The organism is Haloarcula halophila, assembly GCF_029278565.1.
GTDB classification, from domain to species: Archaea; Halobacteriota; Halobacteria; order Halobacteriales; family Haloarculaceae; genus Haloarcula; species Haloarcula halophila.
This window is the reverse complement of the sequence record NZ_CP119559.1, coordinates 785,781-804,672: the sequence shown is the minus strand read 5'-3', so window position 1 is coordinate 804,672 and position 18,892 is coordinate 785,781. Positions and strand designations below refer to the sequence as shown.

The window sequence follows — 18,892 nt, the reverse complement described above, 5'->3', positions numbered from 1 at the left end:
TCACCTCAGCGGTAGGATTTCTGGTAGCGGGCCCGTGCGCCGGGGCCGCCCCACTTTTTCGGTTCGGACTGGCGCACGTCGTTGACCAGCAGCGATCGATCGAACTCCATGAACGCGTCGCGGAGTTCTGCGTCGTTCGTGAAGTCGACGAGGCCGCGAGCGATGGCGGTCCGGGCGGCGTCTGCCTGCCCCATGACACCGCCACCTTCGACGGACACTTCGACGTCGATGTCGTCGCGGATGTTCTCCTCCGCGATGCGGAACGGCTCCAGCATCTTCAGCTGTGCCAGCTCCGGTTCGACCAGTTCCACCGGCTGGGAGTCGATACGCACGCGTCCCTCGCCCTCACGGATCGTCGCGCGGGCGACGGCGGTCTTCTTCTTTCCGGACGTGTTCGTTACCATGTCTTGTTTCCTCCAAGCTGCTCGCTGACAGCGGCCAGCGAGACGAACTTGATGTTCGACAGTCGGTCCAGCGACGTGCCGTCGAGCACGTCGCCGTCGTCGTCGTACGGGTTCCCGACGTAGACACGGACGTTCTCGAAGGCCTCCTGGCCACGCTTTCGCTTGTGGGGGAGCATCCCGCGGATCGACCGCTTGAGGATACCGTCCGGTCGTTTCGGGTAGAAGTACCCGTTGTCGTTCCCGATGTCGACGCGTTTCTTGTACTTCTCGACGATCTGGTTCTCGCGGCCGGTGATGACGGCCTGTTCGGCGTTGACCACAGCGACGGTCTCGCCGTCCAGGGCCTTCTCGGCGACCTGCGAGGCGACACGGCCCATGATACAGTCGCGGGCGTCGACGATCACGTCAGCGTCGAACTCTGCGACGCTCATCGGATCACCCGGACCTGAGAGCCGTTGGGATTGTTTTCGATTGCCTGTTCGAGTGATACAGCCTCTCCGACCTGGTCGATCTTCTTCTCGGCGGTTCCGGAGAAGTCGACGGCGGCGACGGTGACGTCCTTCTGCAGGACACCGGAACCGAGCACCTTGCCCGGCACAACCACGGTTTCGTCTTCCCGGGCGTACCGCTCGATGCGGCCCAGGTTGACTTCCGCGTGTGTGCGCCGTGGCTTCTGTAAGCGCTCGGCGACGTCGCCCCAGACAGCACCGCCCGAACGGGCGGCGGACTTCAGATCGGCGATGAGACTACTGAGTCTCGGGTTCGTCTTGCTCATATGATTCCTCCGTTGTAGGAAAAGTGCAGGGAGCAGGATTTGAACCTGCGGACCCCTACGGGACAGCGCCCTGAACGCTGCGCCGTTGGCCTGACTTGGCTATCCCTGCTCGCATCAGTTCGTTCTGCGTGCCCCGTAAAACCCCTTTCGGTCCTCGCGCTTCGGGGGCGTGCGGTCATCGGTGCCGTGGGTGTGTTTCGGGGCATGGTCTTCGTTACAGTTGGACTGCGTCTTTCAGTTCTGTCGCGCGGTTCCGGATCGTCTCCACACCGCTGACGACGAGGTCGTCTGCGGTCAGCGATCCGTCGGTCTCGACGTGGAACACGAACGCGTTCTCGACGTCGGTTACCTCGACTTCCTTGCCGGGGTACCGCTTCGAGAGGTCGTTGTCGAACGTCTCTGTCGCGACGAGTTCTCCGTTCGTGGCGTCGCCGGCAGCGTGTTCGGCCGCCTGTTCCTCGATGACGCCACGCAGGATGTTCGGTTCGTCGTCCTCGAACTCGCTTTTGTCACCGACGACTTCTACCTGCTGGAGGTGTCGGTAGCCGACGGCGACGCCGCCCTGGTGTTTGGCGTGTTCCTTCCCGGTATCGAGGACGGCATCGGCCTCGACTTCGAGGCGCTGGTCGTCTTTCAGCTCGATGATCGGGATGTTGTCGTCCGCGGGTTCGACCAGGGGGTCGCTGGACACGAGGTCGCCCGAGTAGGCGGTCCCGGGTCCATCGACGGACAGCGACAGCGTGACCTCATCGCCGAGTTCGAAGTCGTCGATATCCGTGGTCAACGGAATCAGTCCGAGCCGGAGCCCGATCTGCTCGTTGAACATCACGCTCGTGTTCTCGATCACCCGGACAGTGTCGATACTGAACGTGGGCACGTCTGCGACCATCGCACGGCGGATGCCGTTTGCGAACGCCGGCGTGATCCCACGGACGAGAAAGCGCGATTCCCGTTCACCGCGGTCGACGAACTCAACCTCGTAATCCTGTGTCATTGGTTAGAACCCGGAGTTCTTCGGCGCGCGTGTGCCGTCGTGAGGCGTCGGGGTGACGTCCTCGATACGGCCGATTTCGAGGCCGGCACGTGCCAGCGCACGGATCGTCGCCTGTGCGCCCGGCCCGGGGGAAGTCTGCTGGTTCCCACCGGGACCACGGACGCGGACGTGGACTTCCTCGACACCGCGGTCGATAGCCTTCTCCGCGACGACCTCCGCCATCTGCATCGCGGCGTAGGGCGAGGCCTCGTCGCGGTTCTGCTTGACGACCGTCCCGCCGGAGCTCTTCGCGAGCGTCTCCGCGCCGGTCTGGTCGGTGATGGTGATGATCGTGTTGTTGAACGATGCGTGCACGTGGGCGATGCCCGTGATGCCGTCTTTCTCTTCGCTCATTCTTGTGCCTCCGCGCGCTCAGGGTGGAGTTCGTCCGCCAGCGAGCTGTTCTCGTCGAACCCGAGCGTGCTCTCGACGCCGGCTTCGACCTTCATCGACGGGCGCGTGACACGCTGGCCGTCCAGCGTGATGTGCCCGTGGACGATGAACTGTCGGGCCTGTTCGGCCGTGTTCGCGTAGCCCTTGCGGTAGACGACGGTCTGGAGTCGGCGTTCCAGGACGTCCGTTACGTCGAGCGACAGGACGTCGTCGAGCGTGTCCTGTTCGTTGAGTGTGCCGTAGCGCTTGAGCCGTGCCAGGAACTCCTCGGCTTCGGTTTCGTGCTCGCCGGCACTGCCCAGCAGCTTCCGGGCCTCACGGCGGTAGCCTCGGAGTTCGGACTGTGCACGCCACAGTTCCTCTTTGTTCTTCAGGCCGTAGCGGCTGACGAGGTTCGACTCGTCGGCGATGCGCTCGCCCTGGAAGGGATGGTTGGGCGTCTCGTAGAACTTCGTGTTCGAACCGAGCGCCATTATTCGTCATCCTCCGCGGCGGCTTCCTCGGCCTGTTCTTCCTTGATGGCCTCGACGTTGACGCCGATGGTGCCCTCGGTACGCCCCGTGGACTTCGTCCGCTGGCCGCGGACTTTCTGGCCACGCTGGTGGCGGATACCACGGTAGGAGTCGATCATCTTCATGCGGTTGATGTCCTGACGGCGGGTGAGATTCAGGTCGTTCCCGGTCTCGTGGGTGGTCTCACCGGTGAAGTAGTCCTTCTGGTGATTGGTCATCCAGTCGGGAACGTCGTCGGCGAAACTCTCGACGTGCTCGACGACGTTGTCGATGACGTCGTCGTCGAGCTTGCCGAAGACTGCTCGCCGGTCGACCTCCGCCTTCTGGGCGATGAGGCGAGCGGCACGCGTCCCGATGCCGTTCAGTTCTGTCAGTGCTCGTTCGACGGACTTGGTGCCGTCGAGGTCTGTCTGTCCGATGCGGACGAAGTAGCGGATGTCCTCTTCTTCCTCGTCCGCCTCGTCCGCGTTGGGGTCTTCTGCACTCATATGTGGGTAGTCGGTTAGGGGTGAGCGTCGTGGCTGGGATTCGAACCCAGGAGGCTGTACGCCACAGAGTTAGCAACCCTGCGCCTTGGGCCAGGCTTGGCTACCACGACACGCTTTGCTGAGACTCGCGCCCGCAGCACGCGGACTCGGGAGCCGGTCCCCCTACACGAGTGTGTCCCAGTCTATTCCGGGGTTGTATTTAAACGCAACGGAAGGGAGTTCCCGCGTGAGAGCGGGACATACGCCGCCGTGTGGCAGGTTCACAACAACGACGTGTCTGGGACGCTATCGTCCCGTATGGAACGACGACGGAGAGCAGACGGCGGAACCGCCGTCGACCCGACCGACAGCGCCACGGTCCGTGACCACCTCAGCCGGTTCGCCGGGGTCGACGTGGAGAGAGACGACGACGGGACGCTCCGGGCCACCTTCGGGCGCTCGACGTTCGTCGCCGTCGGCCCCGACGGCACTGTGACGACGGGGATGCCCCTCCACGGGTTCGACGGGTCGGCCGAACGGCTGATATTCGACCACGAGGCGGGAGAACTACACGTCGAGGCAGACGGGATCAGCTACACGTTCCGGCGGCCGTGACTCAGTCGTCGTCTGTCGGCGCCGGTGTCGACTCGACGGCCGGGCCGCGGTCGATGTACTCTTCGTTGACGACCCACTCGCCGTCCTCCTTGACCATGTATTCGCCGTAGTACGGGACCCGGTTGGCGACGGTCTCGCGGAACGTCTCGCGGATCTCCTCGCGGTTCATCTCGCCCATCGACCGCAGGTCGTCGGTTCGGTTGAGACAGCCCTTCAGCTTCCCGTCGTGTGTCACGCGCACGCGATGGCAGTTGTCACAGAAGGTCGTGTTCTCGACGGGATCGACGATCTCGACCATCCCCTCGCCCGCTCCCTCGTCGTCCTGCACCCAGTAGCGCTTGCGGTCGTGCATCTCTCGGACCTCGATACGGTGGGCTTGGTCGGCGAGCCAGTCGTGGACTCGCTGGATGTCGATCGCCCACTCGGGTCGACCGACCAGTTCCGGCATGTACTCGATCAACTGCAGCCGGAGCCCGTCGTTCCGTGCGACGTGATCGACCATCTCCGGCACGTAGCCTGCCGTCGGTTCGAACACGACCATGTTCAGCTTCACCGGGTTCAAGCCCGCGTCGAGGGCGGCCTCGACGCCCTCGATAACCTTCTCGTAGGCACCGCTCTGTGTGATCTCGGCGAAGGCCTCGGGTTCGATGGCGTCCTGTGAGACGTTGACGCGCTCCAACCCGGCATCGACGAGGTCCCCTGCGCGCCCGGGAAGGAAGGTTCCATTGGTGGTCATCGACACCTCCATCCCCTCGGGGGTCCGGCGGATGATCTCTTCGAGGTCGCCCCGGAGCATCGGCTCGCCGCCGGTGAACTTCACCGCCTCGACGTCGAATTCCCGGGCCACCTCCAGGAAACGGACCACGTCGTCGGCGTCCATCTCGTCGTCCTGTGGCTCCATCGGACCGCGAGTATCGCCCAGCCCCTCGTTGTGACAGTAGACGCAGTCGAAGTTACACCGGTCGGTCAGGGACACGCGGACTTGCGAGACCTCACGACCGTGGTCGTCCTCCAGCACGTCACGCCCTTGCAGAGCCACGGGTATAAACTACCTGCCCGATGCCGGATTTGGGACTGGCCGCCGGGGGACACAATCCTTATCGGCGCTGCGGGGCCTACCCGGTGGCATGGACGACTCCGACGTACGTGACCGTCTCCGGGCTGTCGAGGACGACGACCTCGGGGACGACATCGTCTCACTGGGCCTGATCAACAGTATCGAGGTCGACGACGAGATACGGATCGACCTCGCGCTGGGTGCCCCCTACTCGCCGGCCGAGACCGCGATGGCAAACGAGGTCCGCGAAGCCCTCGCAGATACTGGCTACGATATCGACCTCTCGGCGAGCGTCGACCGCGGTGTCCCGGCCGAGGAGGACCCGCTGCCCGACGTCAAGAACGTCATCGCCGTGGCCTCGGGAAAAGGCGGGGTCGGCAAGTCGACGGTCGCCGTGAACCTCGCGGCCGGGCTCTCCCGGCTGGGCGCCCGCGTTGGCCTGTTCGACGCCGACATCTACGGCCCGAACGTCCCGCGGATGCTCGACGCCGACGAATCACCGCGCGCCACCGAGGACGAACAGATCATCCCCGTCGAGAAACACGGGATGAAGCTGATGAGCATGGACTTCCTCGTCGGCAAGGACGACCCGGTCATCTTCCGTGGCCCGATGGTCGACAGCGTCCTTACCCAGCTCTGGGACGACGTGGTCTGGGGCAGCCTGGACTACATGATCGTGGACCTGCCGCCGGGGACCGGGGACACACAACTGACGATGCTCCAGCAGGTCCCCGTCTCCGGGGCGGTCATCGTGACCACGCCACAGGAGGTCGCACTCGACGACGCCCGGAAGGGGCTGCGGATGTTCGGTCGCCACGAGACGCCCGTACTCGGCATCGTCGAAAACATGTCGACGTTCGTCTGCCCCGACTGTGGCGGCGACCACGACATCTTCGGGAGCGGCGGTGGCCGCGAGTTCGCCGAGGATACCGATATGCCGTTCCTGGGCGAGGTCCCGCTGGACCCGGGCGTCCGCGAGGGTGGCGACAGCGGGCAGCCCCTGGTGCTGGACGAGGACAGCGACACGGGCGACGCCTTCCGCCGAATCACGGCCCGGACGGCGGACATGCAGGGGATCATCCACCGGAAGCGCCAGGCGGACGCACAGCTGGCCGAACCCGAGCAGTAGCGCGGAGAACAGAGAAGACGTTACGCTTCGACGGCGGTATTCTGCTTGCGAGTGACGTAGCCTGCGATGCGGTTACGGACGCCCTTTGACTCGATGTTGGTCAGTTCCTCGACGACATCCTTGTTGTGCTCGAAGTCGGCCCCGAAGGCGTTGGGGTATCGCTCCATCAGGAGTCGCCCTGTCTTCTTGACGTAGGCGGGTTTGATTGCCATGGGCGTTGATTGCCTGGTGGGCCTCAAAAAGGGTTCGAATCACGGCCCCACGCGCGAAGCTTTATCATCCGGGACGGAACCAGGGTCGCCGTGTCCTGACGAGCGAACCGACGTGTCAAGCGGGAGCGTGACACACCACGTCGGTCCCTGCGCGTGTCACCTGTTCGCTACCACTCGGCGTCGACCAGGTCTCGGACCCGTTCGAAGGCTGCCCGTTCGCGTTCGCCGCCGGCAGTCTCGACGACGGACTCGAAGTACGCGAGCCGGTCCAGCAGCGTCTCCCGGTCGTAGGCGTCGACACCCAGCCGCGAGGCGGCGACTGTCGCCTCGACGACGGCGGCGTGGCCCCTGTTCGTCGTCGGCACCACGCGCCGCCAGACAGCCGACTCGACGGGAGTCAACTCCCACTCGACCCACTGCGTGCCGCCGTTCGTCCCCTCGTCCTGCTGTTCGACTGTCACCTGAACCCACGCGTCCGCGCTGTCGATAACTGGCTCCTCGTGTTCACGGATCGACAGTGCCGCCTCGGCGAAGTCGACCGGATCGCGGGTGAACTGGACGTAGCCCGAGCCACGCTCCCGGAAGTTCCGCCAGGTCCGGGTCCGGCCCCAGGTCGTCGCTGTCGCGAGAGCGCGGTCGTCCGGCACGTGGATCCCAAGCGCCGCCAGGTTCCACAGCCCGTTTGGCCCTTTCGTCGTCACAACCGACTCCGTGACGCCGTCTAGTTCGACCGGCCACCCGTCGTCAGACGCCCCGCTCACAGTTCGACCCCCCGACGGAGTGTGACGAACAGCGCACCGGCCACCAGATCGGCGGTCGTCCCGGGGTTGATGCCTTCCTCGACGAGTGTATCTGCCAAATCTGCAGCTTCCTCGTTGCCGTCGAGGACAGCCTGTGCCCGTCGCTGGACCGTCTCGGCGGTCTCGCGGTCCGACTGTTTCACCACGAACGTGTCCGGCTCTTCGGCCAGTAGTTCGAGGAACACTGTCGCCGCTCTGTCGGGAACGGGACCGTCTCCGTCGATGATCCGCTCGGCGGCCCCGAACACGCGCTCGAACCCGCCGACCCATTCAGCGGCAACCCCGTCCACGTCGGCACTGCGCTCCATTACGTCGTACAGCGTCAACTCGCGTTCCTCGATCGCCGGTATCGCCGCCGAGCCACGTCTGACGTCCAGTGGCTCCAGGCCCGCTGGCGGGTCGCCGACTGCAACGTCGACGTGCTCGAATGAACGATAGAAGTCCGCCGCGTCCGCGACGGTCGTCGCCCTCACCACTTCGTCCGTGCCGGCCGGTGTCAGCGCGTCGTCGTGGGCCGCCGCGACAAGCGGCGACAAGAGTAACAACGCACCGAACTGCGTGTTCCCGGCCGATTGCTGGACCATCCCGGCGACGGCGCGCTCGAAGACACGACCGACCCGTTCGCCGTCGGCCGCCCGTTCCAGACCCGGACGCGCGCCGACAGCGCCGGCCATGAAGTGCTCGAACCGCAGATCGTCGTGGTCGTGGTTCCGGTCGACGTTGCCCGGTTTCGGGGTCCCGGTGACCTCCAACAGGAGCGCGAGCTCGGCGTCCTGGGCGATGGATCGCACCGTCATCGGACGACTCCTCGCTGCTGTGCGTCGACGGCTGCGCGCACGTCCCGAAGGATCTCAGGGTCGTCACTGGCGCGCCCGACGCTGACGGCGTCGGCACCGTAACCGAGATACTCCTGGACGCTTTCCGCGTCTCGGACGCCGTTGTTGGCGATCACGAACAGGTCGGTCGCGTCCGTGACCGGTGCCACGACCCCCTCGGAGTCCATCGCGTCGACGTGGAGGACGTCACCGCCGGCGCGTTCGACCGCCCCGGCCACAGAGACCAGATCGACGCCGTCGACCTCGGCCCGGACCTTCACGGAGACCGTCGCCCCCGACGCAGTGGCTCCCGAGACCTGCTCTTCGAGGCGGTCGGTGTCCCGGAGAAGCGATTCGCCGGCGCCGGCCGCACACATCTCGCTTTGCCGGCAGTGGGCGTTCAGTTCGAGGATCGCGTCGTGGTCGCGACAGACGGCCCCGACCCGACGGACGGGCTCGACCGACGCGCTCCGGACGTTGAATCCCGGTCGGATCGGTACCGGTTCGAGCGCCCCGAGCTGTTCGTCGACGAACGAGACCGGATCGTCCGGGAGAAACTCCCTCCGGTCGCGATCGACCAACTGACGGGCGGCATCCCGTGTCGGCCCGTCGAGGGCGATGCCGCCCAGGAACGCACAGCCGACGTGGTCGGCGACGCTACGGGCCCACCCGGTGTCGGACTCGCCGCTCAGGCTCGCCAGCGCGACGCGTGGCCGGAACATCAGATCACCCCCAGTGCCCGGTCGACGGCGCGTGCCACGCGGGCCGCGTCTGCGGGGCCATCGAGCGTCGTGTCCGTCCGGACGACCGGCCGATCGAGTTCCGTCGGATCGGCCTCGTCGAGGACGAAGGCGTCGGCAAACGAATAGGAGGCGGCGACGCCGGCGGTACTTGGTTCGACCCCGGTCCCTGCCATCAGGTCAGCGGCTGGGCCGGAGAACACTTCGTCGCCGACGAACGGCGAGACGGCGACGACGGTCGTCCCGTTGAGTGCCCGCTCGACGGCATCGATTGCCAGCATCGGGCCGATTGAGGTGACCGGATTCGACGGGCCGATCACTACTGGGCCGTCCAGGGCAGCCAAGACGGCGTCGGTCGGATCGGCCTCCGCGGAACCACGGAACTCGACGTCCTCGACCGGTGGATCGCCGTTCCGTGCGACCCACCACTCCTGGAAGTGCATTGGTCCCGACGGCGTGTGGACGATAGTTGCGACCGGATCGTCGCTCATCGGCAGGAGCGTCCGGTCGAGATCGAACGCGTCGGCGAGCGTTCGTGTGACTGCGGTCAACGGCTCCCCTTCGTCCAGCAGCGAGGTCCGCGTGAGGTGGACCGCTCGATCACGATCACCGATGAGCATGAATTCAGCGATCCCGGAGAAGCGTCGCCAGCGGGCGATAGGACGGCCCGCGGTCTGTCGATCGGCCGGGAGGTAACGCGGACCGGTCTCCAGGTCGGCGGCGTCGGCGAGTCGGTGGAGCTCGTCGTGTGTCTCGGTCGTGTCATCGGCACGGCCCCACCAGGTCTCACGGTCCAGGTCGTCGCCGCCCAGGAACAACACAGTGTCGAGGTCCGGGCAGATCAGGTGGCCACCGAGTTCGATGTCGTCGCCGGTGTTGGCGATTACGGTCGTCTCCTGCGGTGGGAAGACGCCGTCGGCACCGGCCAGCAGTTTCGGTGTCCCTGTCCCGCCGGCGAGGAACGTCACCATACGCCGACGTAGGGGATAGTGTCGGTATAAACGTGGTCCTCCGCCACGTCGGTCGAAGAATCAGCCCTGAGAACCGGGTGGGCAGCTTCAAGTTAGCGCCCTCACATATCTCGTATAGTAGCGAAACCGACCGATGAACGCACACCGTTTCGCACCGGCGGCGCCCGACGAAGAGTTCGTCTACGGGGCCTGCGCCCCCGGTTGGCACTCCGCGGGTTCACACGCCGACGCCCTCGACGACTGGATCGAGACGCTCCGCGACCGGGAGGTAACGCGGATCTGCTGTCTGCTTCCCGGCCGACAACTCGATACGGGTGGCTCGAATCTCGACCGGTACCGGTCGGCGTTCGGGGCCGAGAACGTCTGTCATAGCCCGGTCCCGGATCACCATCTGGTTCCACAACAGCAACTCAGCGCGGAGATACTGCCGTTCCTGGCCGACGCACGGAGAGACGAGGAGCGAGTCGTCGTCCACTGCCTCGCCGGTATCGGACGGACGGGCCAGGTACTTGCCGCCTGGCTCGTCTACAACCGTGACTACGGGCCACACCGAGCTATCGAGACGGTCGAGTCGATGGGACGGGAACCACTCGACGCGGTCCGTGCCGGCAACGCCGAGAAGGCCGATCTCGTGGAGGTACTGGCCGACATCGCTCGCGTGGCCTAGCCGAATTGTTTTCACCGGAGCCGGCGTATGCGCGCACGATGACAACGATCAAGGACAGCGTCCACGACCACATCGCGGTCGAGGGCGTTGCCGAAGCGTTGCTGGAGACGCCGCCCGTCCAGCGCCTCCGTCACATCTCCCAGCTCGGCACGGTCACACTGGTCTACCCGTCGGCCAACCACACCCGGTTCGAGCACTCACTGGGGGTGTACCATCTCGCCGACCAGGCACTCGGTCATCTCGGGATCGAGGGTCGGCAGGCCGAACGCGTCCGGGCCGCGGCGCTGCTCCATGACATCGGCCATTCCCCGTACAGCCACAACGTCGAACACGTCGTCCACCGGCACACGGGAAAATACCACGACGACGTCCACGAACTCATCGACAGCGGCCCGGTCGCACGGGTCCTCAGCGAACACGGGCTCAATCCCGACCGGGTCGCCGACCTCGTCGCTGGCGACGGCGACCTCGGGCAACTGGTCTCGGGTGAACTCGACGTCGACCGGATGGACTATCTGGTCCGTGACGCCCACCACACCGGCGTTCCCTACGGGACCATCGACCACGAGCGGCTGATCCGGGAGCTCCGACTGGTCGACGGCGAACTCGTCCTCGACGAGGGCAACGTCCAGGCCGCCGAATCGCTGTTGCTCGCCCGGGCACTGATGAACCCGACCGTCTATCAGCACCACGTCGCCCGCATCGCCAAGACGATGTTGCGCCGCGGGACCGAACGCTTGCTGACAGCGACCAACTGGACGGCACACGACCTCCGGCGATGGGACGACAACGATCTGTTGGTGCGGCTCCGACAGTGTGACGAGACCGAGGCGTACGCCGATCGGTTGAGCTGCCGAAATTTGTACAAACGGGCCGTCTGGGCGGAGTATTCTTCCGTCCCACAGGACTTACTCGAAGCCGACCACCGGGACATCCGCGCCCTCGAAGACAAGATCGCGGCGGTGGCGGGCGTCGATACCGACGCGGTCCTGATCGACGTGGCCGCCGAACCCTCGATGACGGAGTCGACGAGTCGCGTCCTCGTCAACGGCGAAGTCCGGCAGTTAGGCGAGCAATCGACGCTGGTCGGTGCGCTCCGGGCGGCACAGCGCGACCAGTGGCGACTCGGCGTCTACGCCCCCCCGTCGTCGAACGAACGTGTCGGCGAAGCCGCGATCCGCGAACTCGGACTAGATATCGACGGCGCTCGTGTCAGGGACGTCCGTACCGGAATCCACGCGACCCTCGACGAGTTTAACTGACTGTCGGACACACCAGTAGCCGTGATTCTGGAAGGAACGATCCTCCGCGGGCGGGACTTCGAACCCATCGAGGGGCGTGTCGTCGTCGAGGCCGGCGAGATCGAAGCGGTCGAGGAAGCCGCCGTCGATAGCGACGCCATCGTCTGTCCGGCGTTCGTCAACGCCCACACGCACATCGGCGACTCCATCGCGAAGGAAGCCGGCGAGGGACTGACGCTCGAAGAACTCGTCGCGCCGCCGGACGGACTGAAACACCGGCTTCTCCGGGCCGCGAGCACGGACGAGTTGATCGCCGGGATGGACCGAACGCTCTCGTTCATGGAGCGGTCCGGAACGGGAGCGTTCGTCGAGTTCCGAGAGGGCGGTGTCGAAGGGGTGAGCGCGATCAAGGCGGCGCTGACGGACTCGTCGCTCCGGAGCGTTCTCCTCGGCCGGGAGACCGTCGACGCGATGGAAGCGGCCGACGGGTTCGGCGCCAGCGGTGCCAACGACGACGAGTTCGGCGCCGAGCGTCGAGCGACCCGGCAGGCGGGGAAACTCTTCGGCATCCACGCCGGCGAGGTCGACGCCTCCGACATCAATCCGGCACTCGATCTCGATCCGGACTTTCTCGTCCACATGGTCCACGCAACGGAGTTGCACCTGGATCGGGTCGCCGATAGCGATATCCCGATCGTCGTCTGCCCGCGGTCGAACCTCTCGACTGGGGTCGGGAAACCGCCGGTCGAAGCGCTGACCGAACGGACGACGGTCGCGCTGGGGACCGACAACGTGATGCTCAACAGCCCCTCGATGTTCCGCGAGATGGCGGTCACCGAGATGCTGTACGACCTCTCCGCCCGTGAAGTGCTCCGGATGGCGACGGTCAACGGCGCCGAGATCGCCGGCCTCGATTGTGGTGTGATCGAGCCTGGCCGGCCAGCACGCCTGTTCACCCTCGACGGTGACACCGACAATCTCACGGGCGCGCGAAACCCCGTCCGCGCGCTGGTTCGCCGGGCCGGCGTCGACGACATCGACCGCGTCGTCCTCGCGGACGCGTAGCCGAGTTTATCCGGCCGGCACCCGTATACCGGCGTGAGATGCCCTCGACAGACCGCGGAGTCGGAACGCTCGGAAAACTGGCCCTCGGGGCGGTCGTGGTGGTCGCTGCACTCGTCGTCGCCACGGTCGTCCTCGCGTTCCTCCAGAACCTCCTGGCAGCGCTGCTCGGACTGCTCGTCACTGTCCTCCTGTTCGGCGGTGGGGCGTACCTGGTCTACAGGCTCGTCTCGTCGATCGCCAGCGACGGGACGGACTCGGCAGACCGGATCGAGAGCGCCGGCGGAGCACCTACGGAGCCGACAGATTCGGTGGACCGACTCACCGAGCAGTACAAACGCGGCGAACTCACCGACGAGGAGTTCGAACGCCGTCTCGAAGCCGAAATGAGCGACACCGACCAAGCGGTCGCGGACCTCGAAGCCGAACTGGAATAGGTAATGGTATTCGGTACCGAGTACCAAACTCCTAAGCAGTAGTATTACTAACTATTCCTCATGTACGACAGGATTCTCCTCCCGACTGACGGGACCGCGGGGATGGACGGGGTCGTCCGTCACGCCGTGGCGCTGGCGGAGACACACGACGCCGAGATCCACGCGCTGTACGTCGCCGACACCGGCCGGTTCTCCACGCTGCCGGCGGACATGACCTGGGAAGGCGTCACCGAACTGTTCCAGACGGAAGGGACGCGTGCGATCGACGCCGTCGAGCGGGTGGCTGGTGACGTTCCGGTCGAACGGGCTATCGTCGATGGGCGGCCCGGTACCCGGATCGGCGAGTACGCGAGCACCCACGACTGTGACGTGATCGTCATGGGAACCCACGGTCGGGCCGGGATCGACCGCCTGTTGCTCGGCTCGGTCGCCGAGACCGTGATCCGTGGCTCCCGGATTCCCGTCGTCACCGTTCCCGTCGGGACGACAAGTCCGGAGCCACCGTCCCAACCCCGTGAAATCGCTATCGAGTGACCTCAAACCGGACGCAGATGGTCGCAGTCCCCGGCGGTGACGGTCACCTCACCGTCGTCGGTGTCGACGACGAGTGCCCCGGGAAACCGGATGTCGACGGCTTCGCCTTCGACCGGTCCGTCGGCTGTCTCGACGCGGACACGCTTGCCCAGCGTCGTCGCGTGCTCGCGCCAGGCCGGGAGCACGCTGTCGATGTCGCTCCGGAGGTCGTGAAACGCTTCGAGCACTCGCTGTGTGAACACCCGGCGGTCGACCGGTTCGCCGCGCTCGTGCCGGAGACTCGTCGGGTCGGCGTCCGTCGGGAGGGAGTCAGGGTCGACGTTAGCGTTGATCCCCATCCCGACGACGACCCAGGAGACGCGGTCGGCTTCGCCCTCCATCTCGGTGAGGATGCCGACCAGCTTCCGCCCGTCGACGAGTACGTCGTTGGGCCACTTGATACGGGCGTCGACGCCGGCCTCGCGGGCTGCGCGGGTGACCGCCACTGCCGCAGCGAGCGTGAACACCGGCGCGTGGGCCATCGGCACGTCCGGCCGGCAGAGGACCGAGAGCCAGATACCCCCGCTGGGTGAGGTCCACTCGCGGTCCAGACGGCCACGACCGCCGGTCTGTTCGTCGGCCAGCACGACCACGTCCTCGGCGCCGTCGGCCGCGAGATCGCGTGCCCGTGCGTTCGTACTCGGGATGCTGCCGTGGGGGTCGATCTCGAAGGGCGCGTCGAGCCCGTACTCGACGGCTGCCCCACCGAACTCGGGGACGCCAGCCAGTTCGTACCCGTCGTCGACGCTCTCGATCTCGAACCCCTCCTCGCGGAGCGCCTCGACGTGTTTCCAGACCGCAGCGCGTGAGATATCCAACTCGTCGGCCAGCGCCGGTCCCGAGGCCGGACCCGCTGCGAGGGCGTCGAGGACCCGATGGCGCGTCTCCTGCATGGACCCGGATACGACAGCCGACAGTAAAAAGCAGACGGGAGCCGGCTCTCACCCGATGACGAACAGCAGATCGCCCATGTCGACGGAGTCGCCCTCGCCGACGGCGATCTCGTTGATCGTCCCGCCGCGTTCGGCGACGATGTCGTTCTCCATCTTCATCGCTTCGAGCACACAGAGGACGTCGCCGGCCTCGACCTCGTCGCCGGTCTCGACCTCGACCGAGAGGATCGTCCCCTGCATCTCGGCGGTGACCTCCTGTCCCTCGGCGCTTGCGCCACCGCCGTCGCCGTCCGAGTCGCTGCCGGCCTGCGGGCGCTGGGGCTGGTCGCCGCCGTCTTCCAGATCGACGTCGCCGACCTGGATCGGCTGAGCGCCCCGCTCTTCGAGTTCGACCTCGAAGCGCTTCCCGTTGACCTCCAGCGTGAACTCGCGCTCGACGACCTCTTCGTCCTCCTCGGCCTCGCTGTCGGTCGTCGTCCCCCACTTCTCCTGGGCTTCCTCGATGCGCGACCGGTCGAGGTGGTTGTCGAGATACTTCGTCGTGTGTGTCGAGGCGACGAACTCCTCGTCGGTGAGCATCAGCCGGTGGAACGGGATCACCGTCGGGAACCCCTCGACATCGAACTCCGCCAGCGCGCGTTTCCCGCGCTCGATGACCTCCTGGCGGTCCGAGCCGTGGACGATGAGCTTCCCGATCATCGAGTCGTAGTCGGTCACCAGGTCGTCGCCCTGTCGGAGCGCGTCGTCCATCCGGACGCCGATCCCGCCCGGCGGGTCGTAGGTCTCCAGTGAGCCGCTGTTGGCCGGCGCGAAGTCCTCGGCGGCGTTCTCGGCGTTGATGCGGAACTCCATCGCGTGGCCGTCGATCTCGACGTCGTCCTGGGCGAAGGGGATCGCCTCTTCCTGTGCGACCTTGATCTGCCACTTCACGATGTCGATGCCGGTGATCTCCTCGGTGACGCAGTGCTCGACCTGGATGCGGGTGTTGACCTCCAGGAAGTAGAAGTTCGTCTCCGGGCCGAGCACCTCGTCGGCCTCGCGCTCGGTGTCTTCCTCGACGAGGAACTCGACGGTCCCCGCGTTGTAGTAGTCGGCCTGCCGGACCCCGCGGCGGGCTGATTCGCCGATTTTCTCCCGAAGCTCCTCGGAGAGAGCGGCCGACGGCCCTTCTTCGATGACTTTCTGGTGTCGTCGCTGGAGCGAACAGTCACGCTCGCCGAGATGTCTGACGTTGCCGTGGTGGTCCGCGAGGATCTGGATCTCGATGTGACGGGGGTTCTCCAGGAACCGTTCGAGATAGACGGAGTCGTTCGAGAAGTAGGCCTCGCCTTCGCGTTTCGCAGATTCGAGCTGTTCTTCGGCCTCTTCGGGATCGTGGACGATCTTCATCCCGCGGCCGCCGCCGCCGCCCTCGGCCTTGATCGCGACCGGGAAGCCGTACTCCTCGCCGAACTCGACGACCTCCTCGGGGTCGTCGACGGGATCCGTCGTCCCGGGGACGATCGGGACATCCGCCGACTGCATGATCTTGCGGGCCTTCGTCTTCTCGCCCAGGGACTCCATGGCGTCGCCCGTCGGCCCGATCCACTTCACGCCCTCGGTGTCCTCGACCCTCCGGGCGAAGGAGGCGTTCTCGGCGAGAAACCCGTAGCCGGGGTGGATCGCGTCGGCACCGGACTGTTTCGCGGCGTCGACGATCGCCTCCTGATCGAGATACGAGTCGGCGGCCCGAGCCGGCCCGACGTTGTACGCCTCGTCGGCATACCGCACGTGCCCCGACTCCTTGTCTGCCTCGGAGTACACCGCCACTGTCCCGATGCCCAGCTCCTCGCACGCACGCATGACGCGTACCGCGATCTCCCCGCGGTTGGCGACGAGCACCTTGTCGAACATGTCCCGTCATACTGAGAGTCGGCCCATAAAACTATGCGGACTCCGGAACTCGGTCGTCTGGTACGACAGCAGCGAACGGATAGATAAATCTGTCGAACGGTTGGCAGGCCTGCAACGGGCAGCCGGTGTTGAAGGGGCGATGCCGACAACGACTACGTGTGACCAGCGACGTAACGCGCCGGCGGTTCCTCGCCGGCACTGCCCTCACCGCCCTGACCGCCGCTGCCGGCTGTAGCGGGACGACCCCGTTCGTCGGGAAACGGACGGAGTCGACAGAGACGATCACAGTCCGTGACGCGACCACCCTGACAGTCGAAACCGAGACCGGGGACGTGACGCTGCGCGGCACCGACCGCGAGGACCTCCACGTCCGCGCCGTCAAGCAAGCCAGTTCCGTCGGCACGGACGTCACGCAGTTGACCCTGGAGACGACCCGGGAGAACGGTCGGATCTCCCTCTCGTCCCAGTGGAGCGGGACCACCGGGTTCTTCACCAGTCGGCCGTCGCTAGACATCGACGCCGAAGTCCCCGCTTCACTGACCGTCGGCGAGGTGACGACCTCCGTCGGGGATATCGAAGCGACCGATGTCGCCGGTGATCTGCGGGCCGAGGCGAACACCGGCGACGTCCGGGTACGCCGCGGCGGCGGTACTGTCAGCGCCGAGTCCGACACCGGCGACGTCGAGGTTCGAACGCCGGAGGTCCTGGCCGGAGCGTCGACGAACACCGGTGATGTCTCTGTCGACGTCCCCGCGATCGACGGCGAGACGACCGTCGACGCCAACACCGGCGACGTGACCGCACACGTGGCTCCGGACCTGGACGCGACGCTCGTCGTCCAGTCCTCGACCGGCGACGTGGAACTGACCGGACTCCCGCTGTCGGACGGCGAAACCGAGCAAGACGACCCCGGAGAGTCGTTCCGTGGCGTCCTCGGGGAGGGCGGGCCGACGCTTCGCATCGAGTCCTCGACCGGCGACGTGACCGTCCACTCGCTGTGACGGGGGTCGGTCGGATGGTCGAGAGACACACAGTCGAACGCCGGATTCGCGTCGGCACTCGCGACACGACCGTCGAGATTTATGTTCGTTCGGTGACCAGGGAGAACGGATGGCTCCCGCTGTCGATCTCGCGACCCTCTCCCGCGGAGCGCGACGGTTCGTCGGCGCACCGGTCCGGCCACAGACGTACCGGAACCTCCTGTACCTGCTGCTGGCGTTCCCCGCCGGGTTCGTGTACGTCTTCGTCGTCAGTTTCGGCGTGGGGTTCGGGCTCGGTCTGTCGGTCGTTTTAATCGGTGTGGTCGTCCTGGCGGCGACCGCGGTCGTCTGTCTGGCCCTCGCCGGCATCGAGCGCCGTCTCACGACGACGCTGCTCGGCCGTGATATCGAGGCCCGGACCGCTCTGTCGGGCGAGACAGCCCGCGAACGTGTGGCCTCGCTGTTCATCGACCACCGGACGTGGACGCCGCTCGCGTACTTGGTACTGAAGTTCGGCGTCGGAATCGTGACGCTGCTACTGCTGACCTCGGCGCTGTCGACCGGGCTTGCGATGGTGCTCGTCCCGCTGCACTACGGTGACCCGGCGGTGTACGTCGGTATCCCGACCGACCGTCCGGTGGAGTTTCACCCGGCGCTGTACGTCGTCTGGAACAACCTGTTGGTCGGTGTCAACGCGGTCGTCAGCGTCGACTACTGGCGGGTCCGGACGCTGCCGGAGGCACTGGTGGTGGCTGTCGCCGGGCTCCTCCTCTCGCTGGCGACGCTGAACGCCCTCAACGGACTCGCACGCGCGACGGGGTGGGTCACCGAACGGCTCCTGGCCGGGGCCTACGACCCTCTCGGTGCGATCCTCGGTGGCTCCGAACCGGAGTGACTACATCCGGTCGGTCCGGCCCGCCGCGGTCCAGGGATCGGTCGGCGTCTCCCCGGGGACCCGAACGTGGCGTTGCTGGGTCGCGCTGACCCGCTCGGAGAAGGCCCACTCCTCCCCGTCCCAGCTCTCCTCGGACTGCGCTGTGGCGGCGGCCGCGGCCGCTGCGGCCCGTTCCCGGTCGGCCAGGTGAGCGCCGATGGCGACCGCGATCGCGGCGGCCTCCTCGGTGGAGGCGTCCGGAACCTGGTTCGTGACGGACTCGACCAGATCGTCGTCGACTGCCGTCTCGGCCGATACCTCGCCGTCGGTGTCTGTCTCTGTCGCCATG

Annotated in this window: 25 protein-coding genes and 2 tRNA genes; 9 read left to right on the top strand and 18 right to left on the bottom strand. The window is 66.3% G+C overall.

Translation table 11 applies throughout. The features are described from left to right. Positions 1 to 5 precede the first annotated feature (5 nt). The 9 genes from P0204_RS04220 to P0204_RS04180 form a co-directional block, all read right to left on the bottom strand. Positions 6 to 404 (bottom strand): 30S ribosomal protein S9, encoded by a 399-nt coding sequence (locus P0204_RS04220; RefSeq protein ID WP_276221958.1) that lies wholly within the window; start codon positions 402 to 404, stop codon positions 6 to 8. Continuing rightward, positions 398 to 835, bottom strand: a complete 438-nt coding sequence (locus P0204_RS04215) for a 50S ribosomal protein L13 (RefSeq protein WP_276221957.1) — start codon at positions 833 to 835, stop codon at positions 398 to 400. The genes P0204_RS04220 and P0204_RS04215 overlap by 7 nt, the downstream gene beginning before the upstream one ends. Further along, the gene (locus tag P0204_RS04210) at positions 832 to 1,179 is read right to left on the bottom strand and encodes a 50S ribosomal protein L18e (RefSeq protein ID WP_276221954.1); all 348 of its coding nucleotides are present in this window, start codon (positions 1,177 to 1,179) and stop codon (positions 832 to 834) included. Before P0204_RS04210 ends, P0204_RS04215 begins: the two co-directional genes overlap by 4 nt. A 24-nt stretch (positions 1,180 to 1,203) precedes the next feature. Further along, positions 1,204 to 1,288: transfer RNA gene (locus P0204_RS04205), tRNA-Leu, on the bottom strand. A gap of 105 nt (positions 1,289 to 1,393) precedes the next feature. Next, positions 1,394 to 2,173, bottom strand: coding sequence for a DNA-directed RNA polymerase subunit D (locus tag P0204_RS04200; RefSeq protein ID WP_276221952.1), 780 nt, complete (start codon positions 2,171 to 2,173; stop codon positions 1,394 to 1,396). A 3-nt stretch (positions 2,174 to 2,176) separates the two neighbouring features. After that, positions 2,177 to 2,566 (bottom strand): 30S ribosomal protein S11, encoded by a 390-nt coding sequence (locus P0204_RS04195; protein ID WP_276221951.1) that lies wholly within the window; start codon positions 2,564 to 2,566, stop codon positions 2,177 to 2,179. Beyond that, a complete protein-coding gene (locus P0204_RS04190) occupies positions 2,563 to 3,078 on the bottom strand; it encodes a 30S ribosomal protein S4 (RefSeq protein WP_276221950.1) in 516 nt (171 codons plus the stop codon). Before P0204_RS04190 ends, P0204_RS04195 begins: the two co-directional genes overlap by 4 nt. Beyond that, on the bottom strand, positions 3,078 to 3,605 hold the full coding sequence (locus P0204_RS04185; RefSeq protein WP_276221948.1) for a 30S ribosomal protein S13: 528 nt from the start codon (positions 3,603 to 3,605) through the stop codon (positions 3,078 to 3,080). Before P0204_RS04185 ends, P0204_RS04190 begins: the two co-directional genes overlap by 1 nt. Before the next feature lie 25 nt (positions 3,606 to 3,630). Further along, positions 3,631 to 3,715 (bottom strand) — tRNA-Ser (locus tag P0204_RS04180). 187 nt (positions 3,716 to 3,902) lie between these two features. On the opposite strand from P0204_RS04180, the gene P0204_RS04175 reads away from it, so the two are divergent. Continuing rightward, the gene (locus P0204_RS04175) at positions 3,903 to 4,199 is read left to right on the top strand and encodes a hypothetical protein (RefSeq protein ID WP_276221947.1); all 297 of its coding nucleotides are present in this window, start codon (positions 3,903 to 3,905) and stop codon (positions 4,197 to 4,199) included. Between the two features lies 1 nt (position 4,200). On the opposite strand, the gene moaA is transcribed toward P0204_RS04175, so the two are convergent. Then, a complete protein-coding gene (gene moaA, locus P0204_RS04170; protein WP_276223317.1) occupies positions 4,201 to 5,217 on the bottom strand; it encodes a GTP 3',8-cyclase MoaA in 1,017 nt (338 codons plus the stop codon). A gap of 109 nt (positions 5,218 to 5,326) precedes the next feature. Between moaA and P0204_RS04165 the strand changes: the two genes are divergently transcribed. Continuing rightward, positions 5,327 to 6,385 (top strand): Mrp/NBP35 family ATP-binding protein, encoded by a 1,059-nt coding sequence (locus P0204_RS04165; protein WP_276221945.1) that lies wholly within the window; start codon positions 5,327 to 5,329, stop codon positions 6,383 to 6,385. A 20-nt stretch (positions 6,386 to 6,405) separates the two neighbouring features. Here P0204_RS04165 and P0204_RS04160 read toward each other — a convergent pair whose 3' ends face one another. From P0204_RS04160 to cofD, 5 genes are all read right to left on the bottom strand, one after another. Beyond that, the gene (locus P0204_RS04160; protein WP_276221944.1) at positions 6,406 to 6,597 is read right to left on the bottom strand and encodes a 30S ribosomal protein S17e; all 192 of its coding nucleotides are present in this window, start codon (positions 6,595 to 6,597) and stop codon (positions 6,406 to 6,408) included. Positions 6,598 to 6,764: 167 nt separating this feature from the next. Beyond that, positions 6,765 to 7,358: a DUF447 domain-containing protein gene (locus tag P0204_RS04155; protein ID WP_276221942.1), complete on the bottom strand. Its 594-nt coding sequence runs from the start codon at positions 7,356 to 7,358 to the stop codon at positions 6,765 to 6,767. Then, positions 7,355 to 8,194: a triphosphoribosyl-dephospho-CoA synthase gene (locus P0204_RS04150; protein ID WP_276221940.1), complete on the bottom strand. Its 840-nt coding sequence runs from the start codon at positions 8,192 to 8,194 to the stop codon at positions 7,355 to 7,357. The genes P0204_RS04155 and P0204_RS04150 overlap by 4 nt, the downstream gene beginning before the upstream one ends. Continuing rightward, positions 8,191 to 8,934, bottom strand: a complete 744-nt coding sequence (locus P0204_RS04145) for a tRNA-dihydrouridine synthase (protein WP_276221939.1) — start codon at positions 8,932 to 8,934, stop codon at positions 8,191 to 8,193. The genes P0204_RS04150 and P0204_RS04145 overlap by 4 nt, the downstream gene beginning before the upstream one ends. Beyond that, positions 8,934 to 9,923, bottom strand: a complete 990-nt coding sequence (gene cofD / locus P0204_RS04140; RefSeq protein ID WP_276221937.1) for a 2-phospho-L-lactate transferase — start codon at positions 9,921 to 9,923, stop codon at positions 8,934 to 8,936. Before cofD ends, P0204_RS04145 begins: the two co-directional genes overlap by 1 nt. A 133-nt stretch (positions 9,924 to 10,056) precedes the next feature. On the opposite strand from cofD, the gene P0204_RS04135 reads away from it, so the two are divergent. The 5 genes from P0204_RS04135 to P0204_RS04115 are packed head-to-tail and all read left to right on the top strand — an operon-like array spanning position 10,057 to position 13,864. Then, positions 10,057 to 10,590, top strand: coding sequence for a protein-tyrosine phosphatase family protein (locus P0204_RS04135; protein WP_276221935.1), 534 nt, complete (start codon positions 10,057 to 10,059; stop codon positions 10,588 to 10,590). Positions 10,591 to 10,628: 38 nt separating this feature from the next. Then, positions 10,629 to 11,852, top strand: a complete 1,224-nt coding sequence (locus tag P0204_RS04130) for an HD domain-containing protein (RefSeq protein WP_276221932.1) — start codon at positions 10,629 to 10,631, stop codon at positions 11,850 to 11,852. Positions 11,853 to 11,873: 21 nt separating this feature from the next. Continuing rightward, on the top strand, positions 11,874 to 12,896 hold the full coding sequence (locus tag P0204_RS04125; RefSeq protein WP_276221930.1) for an amidohydrolase family protein: 1,023 nt from the start codon (positions 11,874 to 11,876) through the stop codon (positions 12,894 to 12,896). Between the two features lie 38 nt (positions 12,897 to 12,934). Then, a complete protein-coding gene (locus tag P0204_RS04120; RefSeq protein ID WP_276221928.1) occupies positions 12,935 to 13,330 on the top strand; it encodes an SHOCT domain-containing protein in 396 nt (131 codons plus the stop codon). A gap of 60 nt (positions 13,331 to 13,390) precedes the next feature. Continuing rightward, entirely contained in the window at positions 13,391 to 13,864 is a 474-nt protein-coding gene (locus P0204_RS04115) for a universal stress protein (protein WP_276221926.1), read from the top strand. 2 nt (positions 13,865 to 13,866) lie between these two features. On the opposite strand, the gene P0204_RS04110 is transcribed toward P0204_RS04115, so the two are convergent. Further along, positions 13,867 to 14,796 carry a biotin--[acetyl-CoA-carboxylase] ligase gene (locus P0204_RS04110; protein ID WP_276221923.1) on the bottom strand — a complete coding sequence of 310 codons (930 nt, stop codon included), beginning with the start codon at positions 14,794 to 14,796 and terminating at the stop codon, positions 13,867 to 13,869. Between the two features lie 48 nt (positions 14,797 to 14,844). Continuing rightward, entirely contained in the window at positions 14,845 to 16,689 is a 1,845-nt protein-coding gene (locus P0204_RS04105) for an acetyl-CoA carboxylase biotin carboxylase subunit (protein ID WP_276221921.1), read from the bottom strand. Positions 16,690 to 16,847: 158 nt separating this feature from the next. On the opposite strand from P0204_RS04105, the gene P0204_RS04100 reads away from it, so the two are divergent. Then, positions 16,848 to 17,690 carry a DUF4097 family beta strand repeat-containing protein gene (locus P0204_RS04100; RefSeq protein WP_276221919.1) on the top strand — a complete coding sequence of 281 codons (843 nt, stop codon included), beginning with the start codon at positions 16,848 to 16,850 and terminating at the stop codon, positions 17,688 to 17,690. A 109-nt stretch (positions 17,691 to 17,799) separates the two neighbouring features. Next, positions 17,800 to 18,564 (top strand): sensor domain-containing protein, encoded by a 765-nt coding sequence (locus P0204_RS04095; protein WP_276221917.1) that lies wholly within the window; start codon positions 17,800 to 17,802, stop codon positions 18,562 to 18,564. Here the strand turns inward: P0204_RS04095 and P0204_RS04090 are convergent, their stop codons facing one another. Beyond that, the gene (locus tag P0204_RS04090; RefSeq protein WP_276221915.1) at positions 18,565 to 18,891 is read right to left on the bottom strand and encodes a DUF8022 family protein; all 327 of its coding nucleotides are present in this window, start codon (positions 18,889 to 18,891) and stop codon (positions 18,565 to 18,567) included. Between the last annotated feature and the right edge of the window lies 1 nt (position 18,892).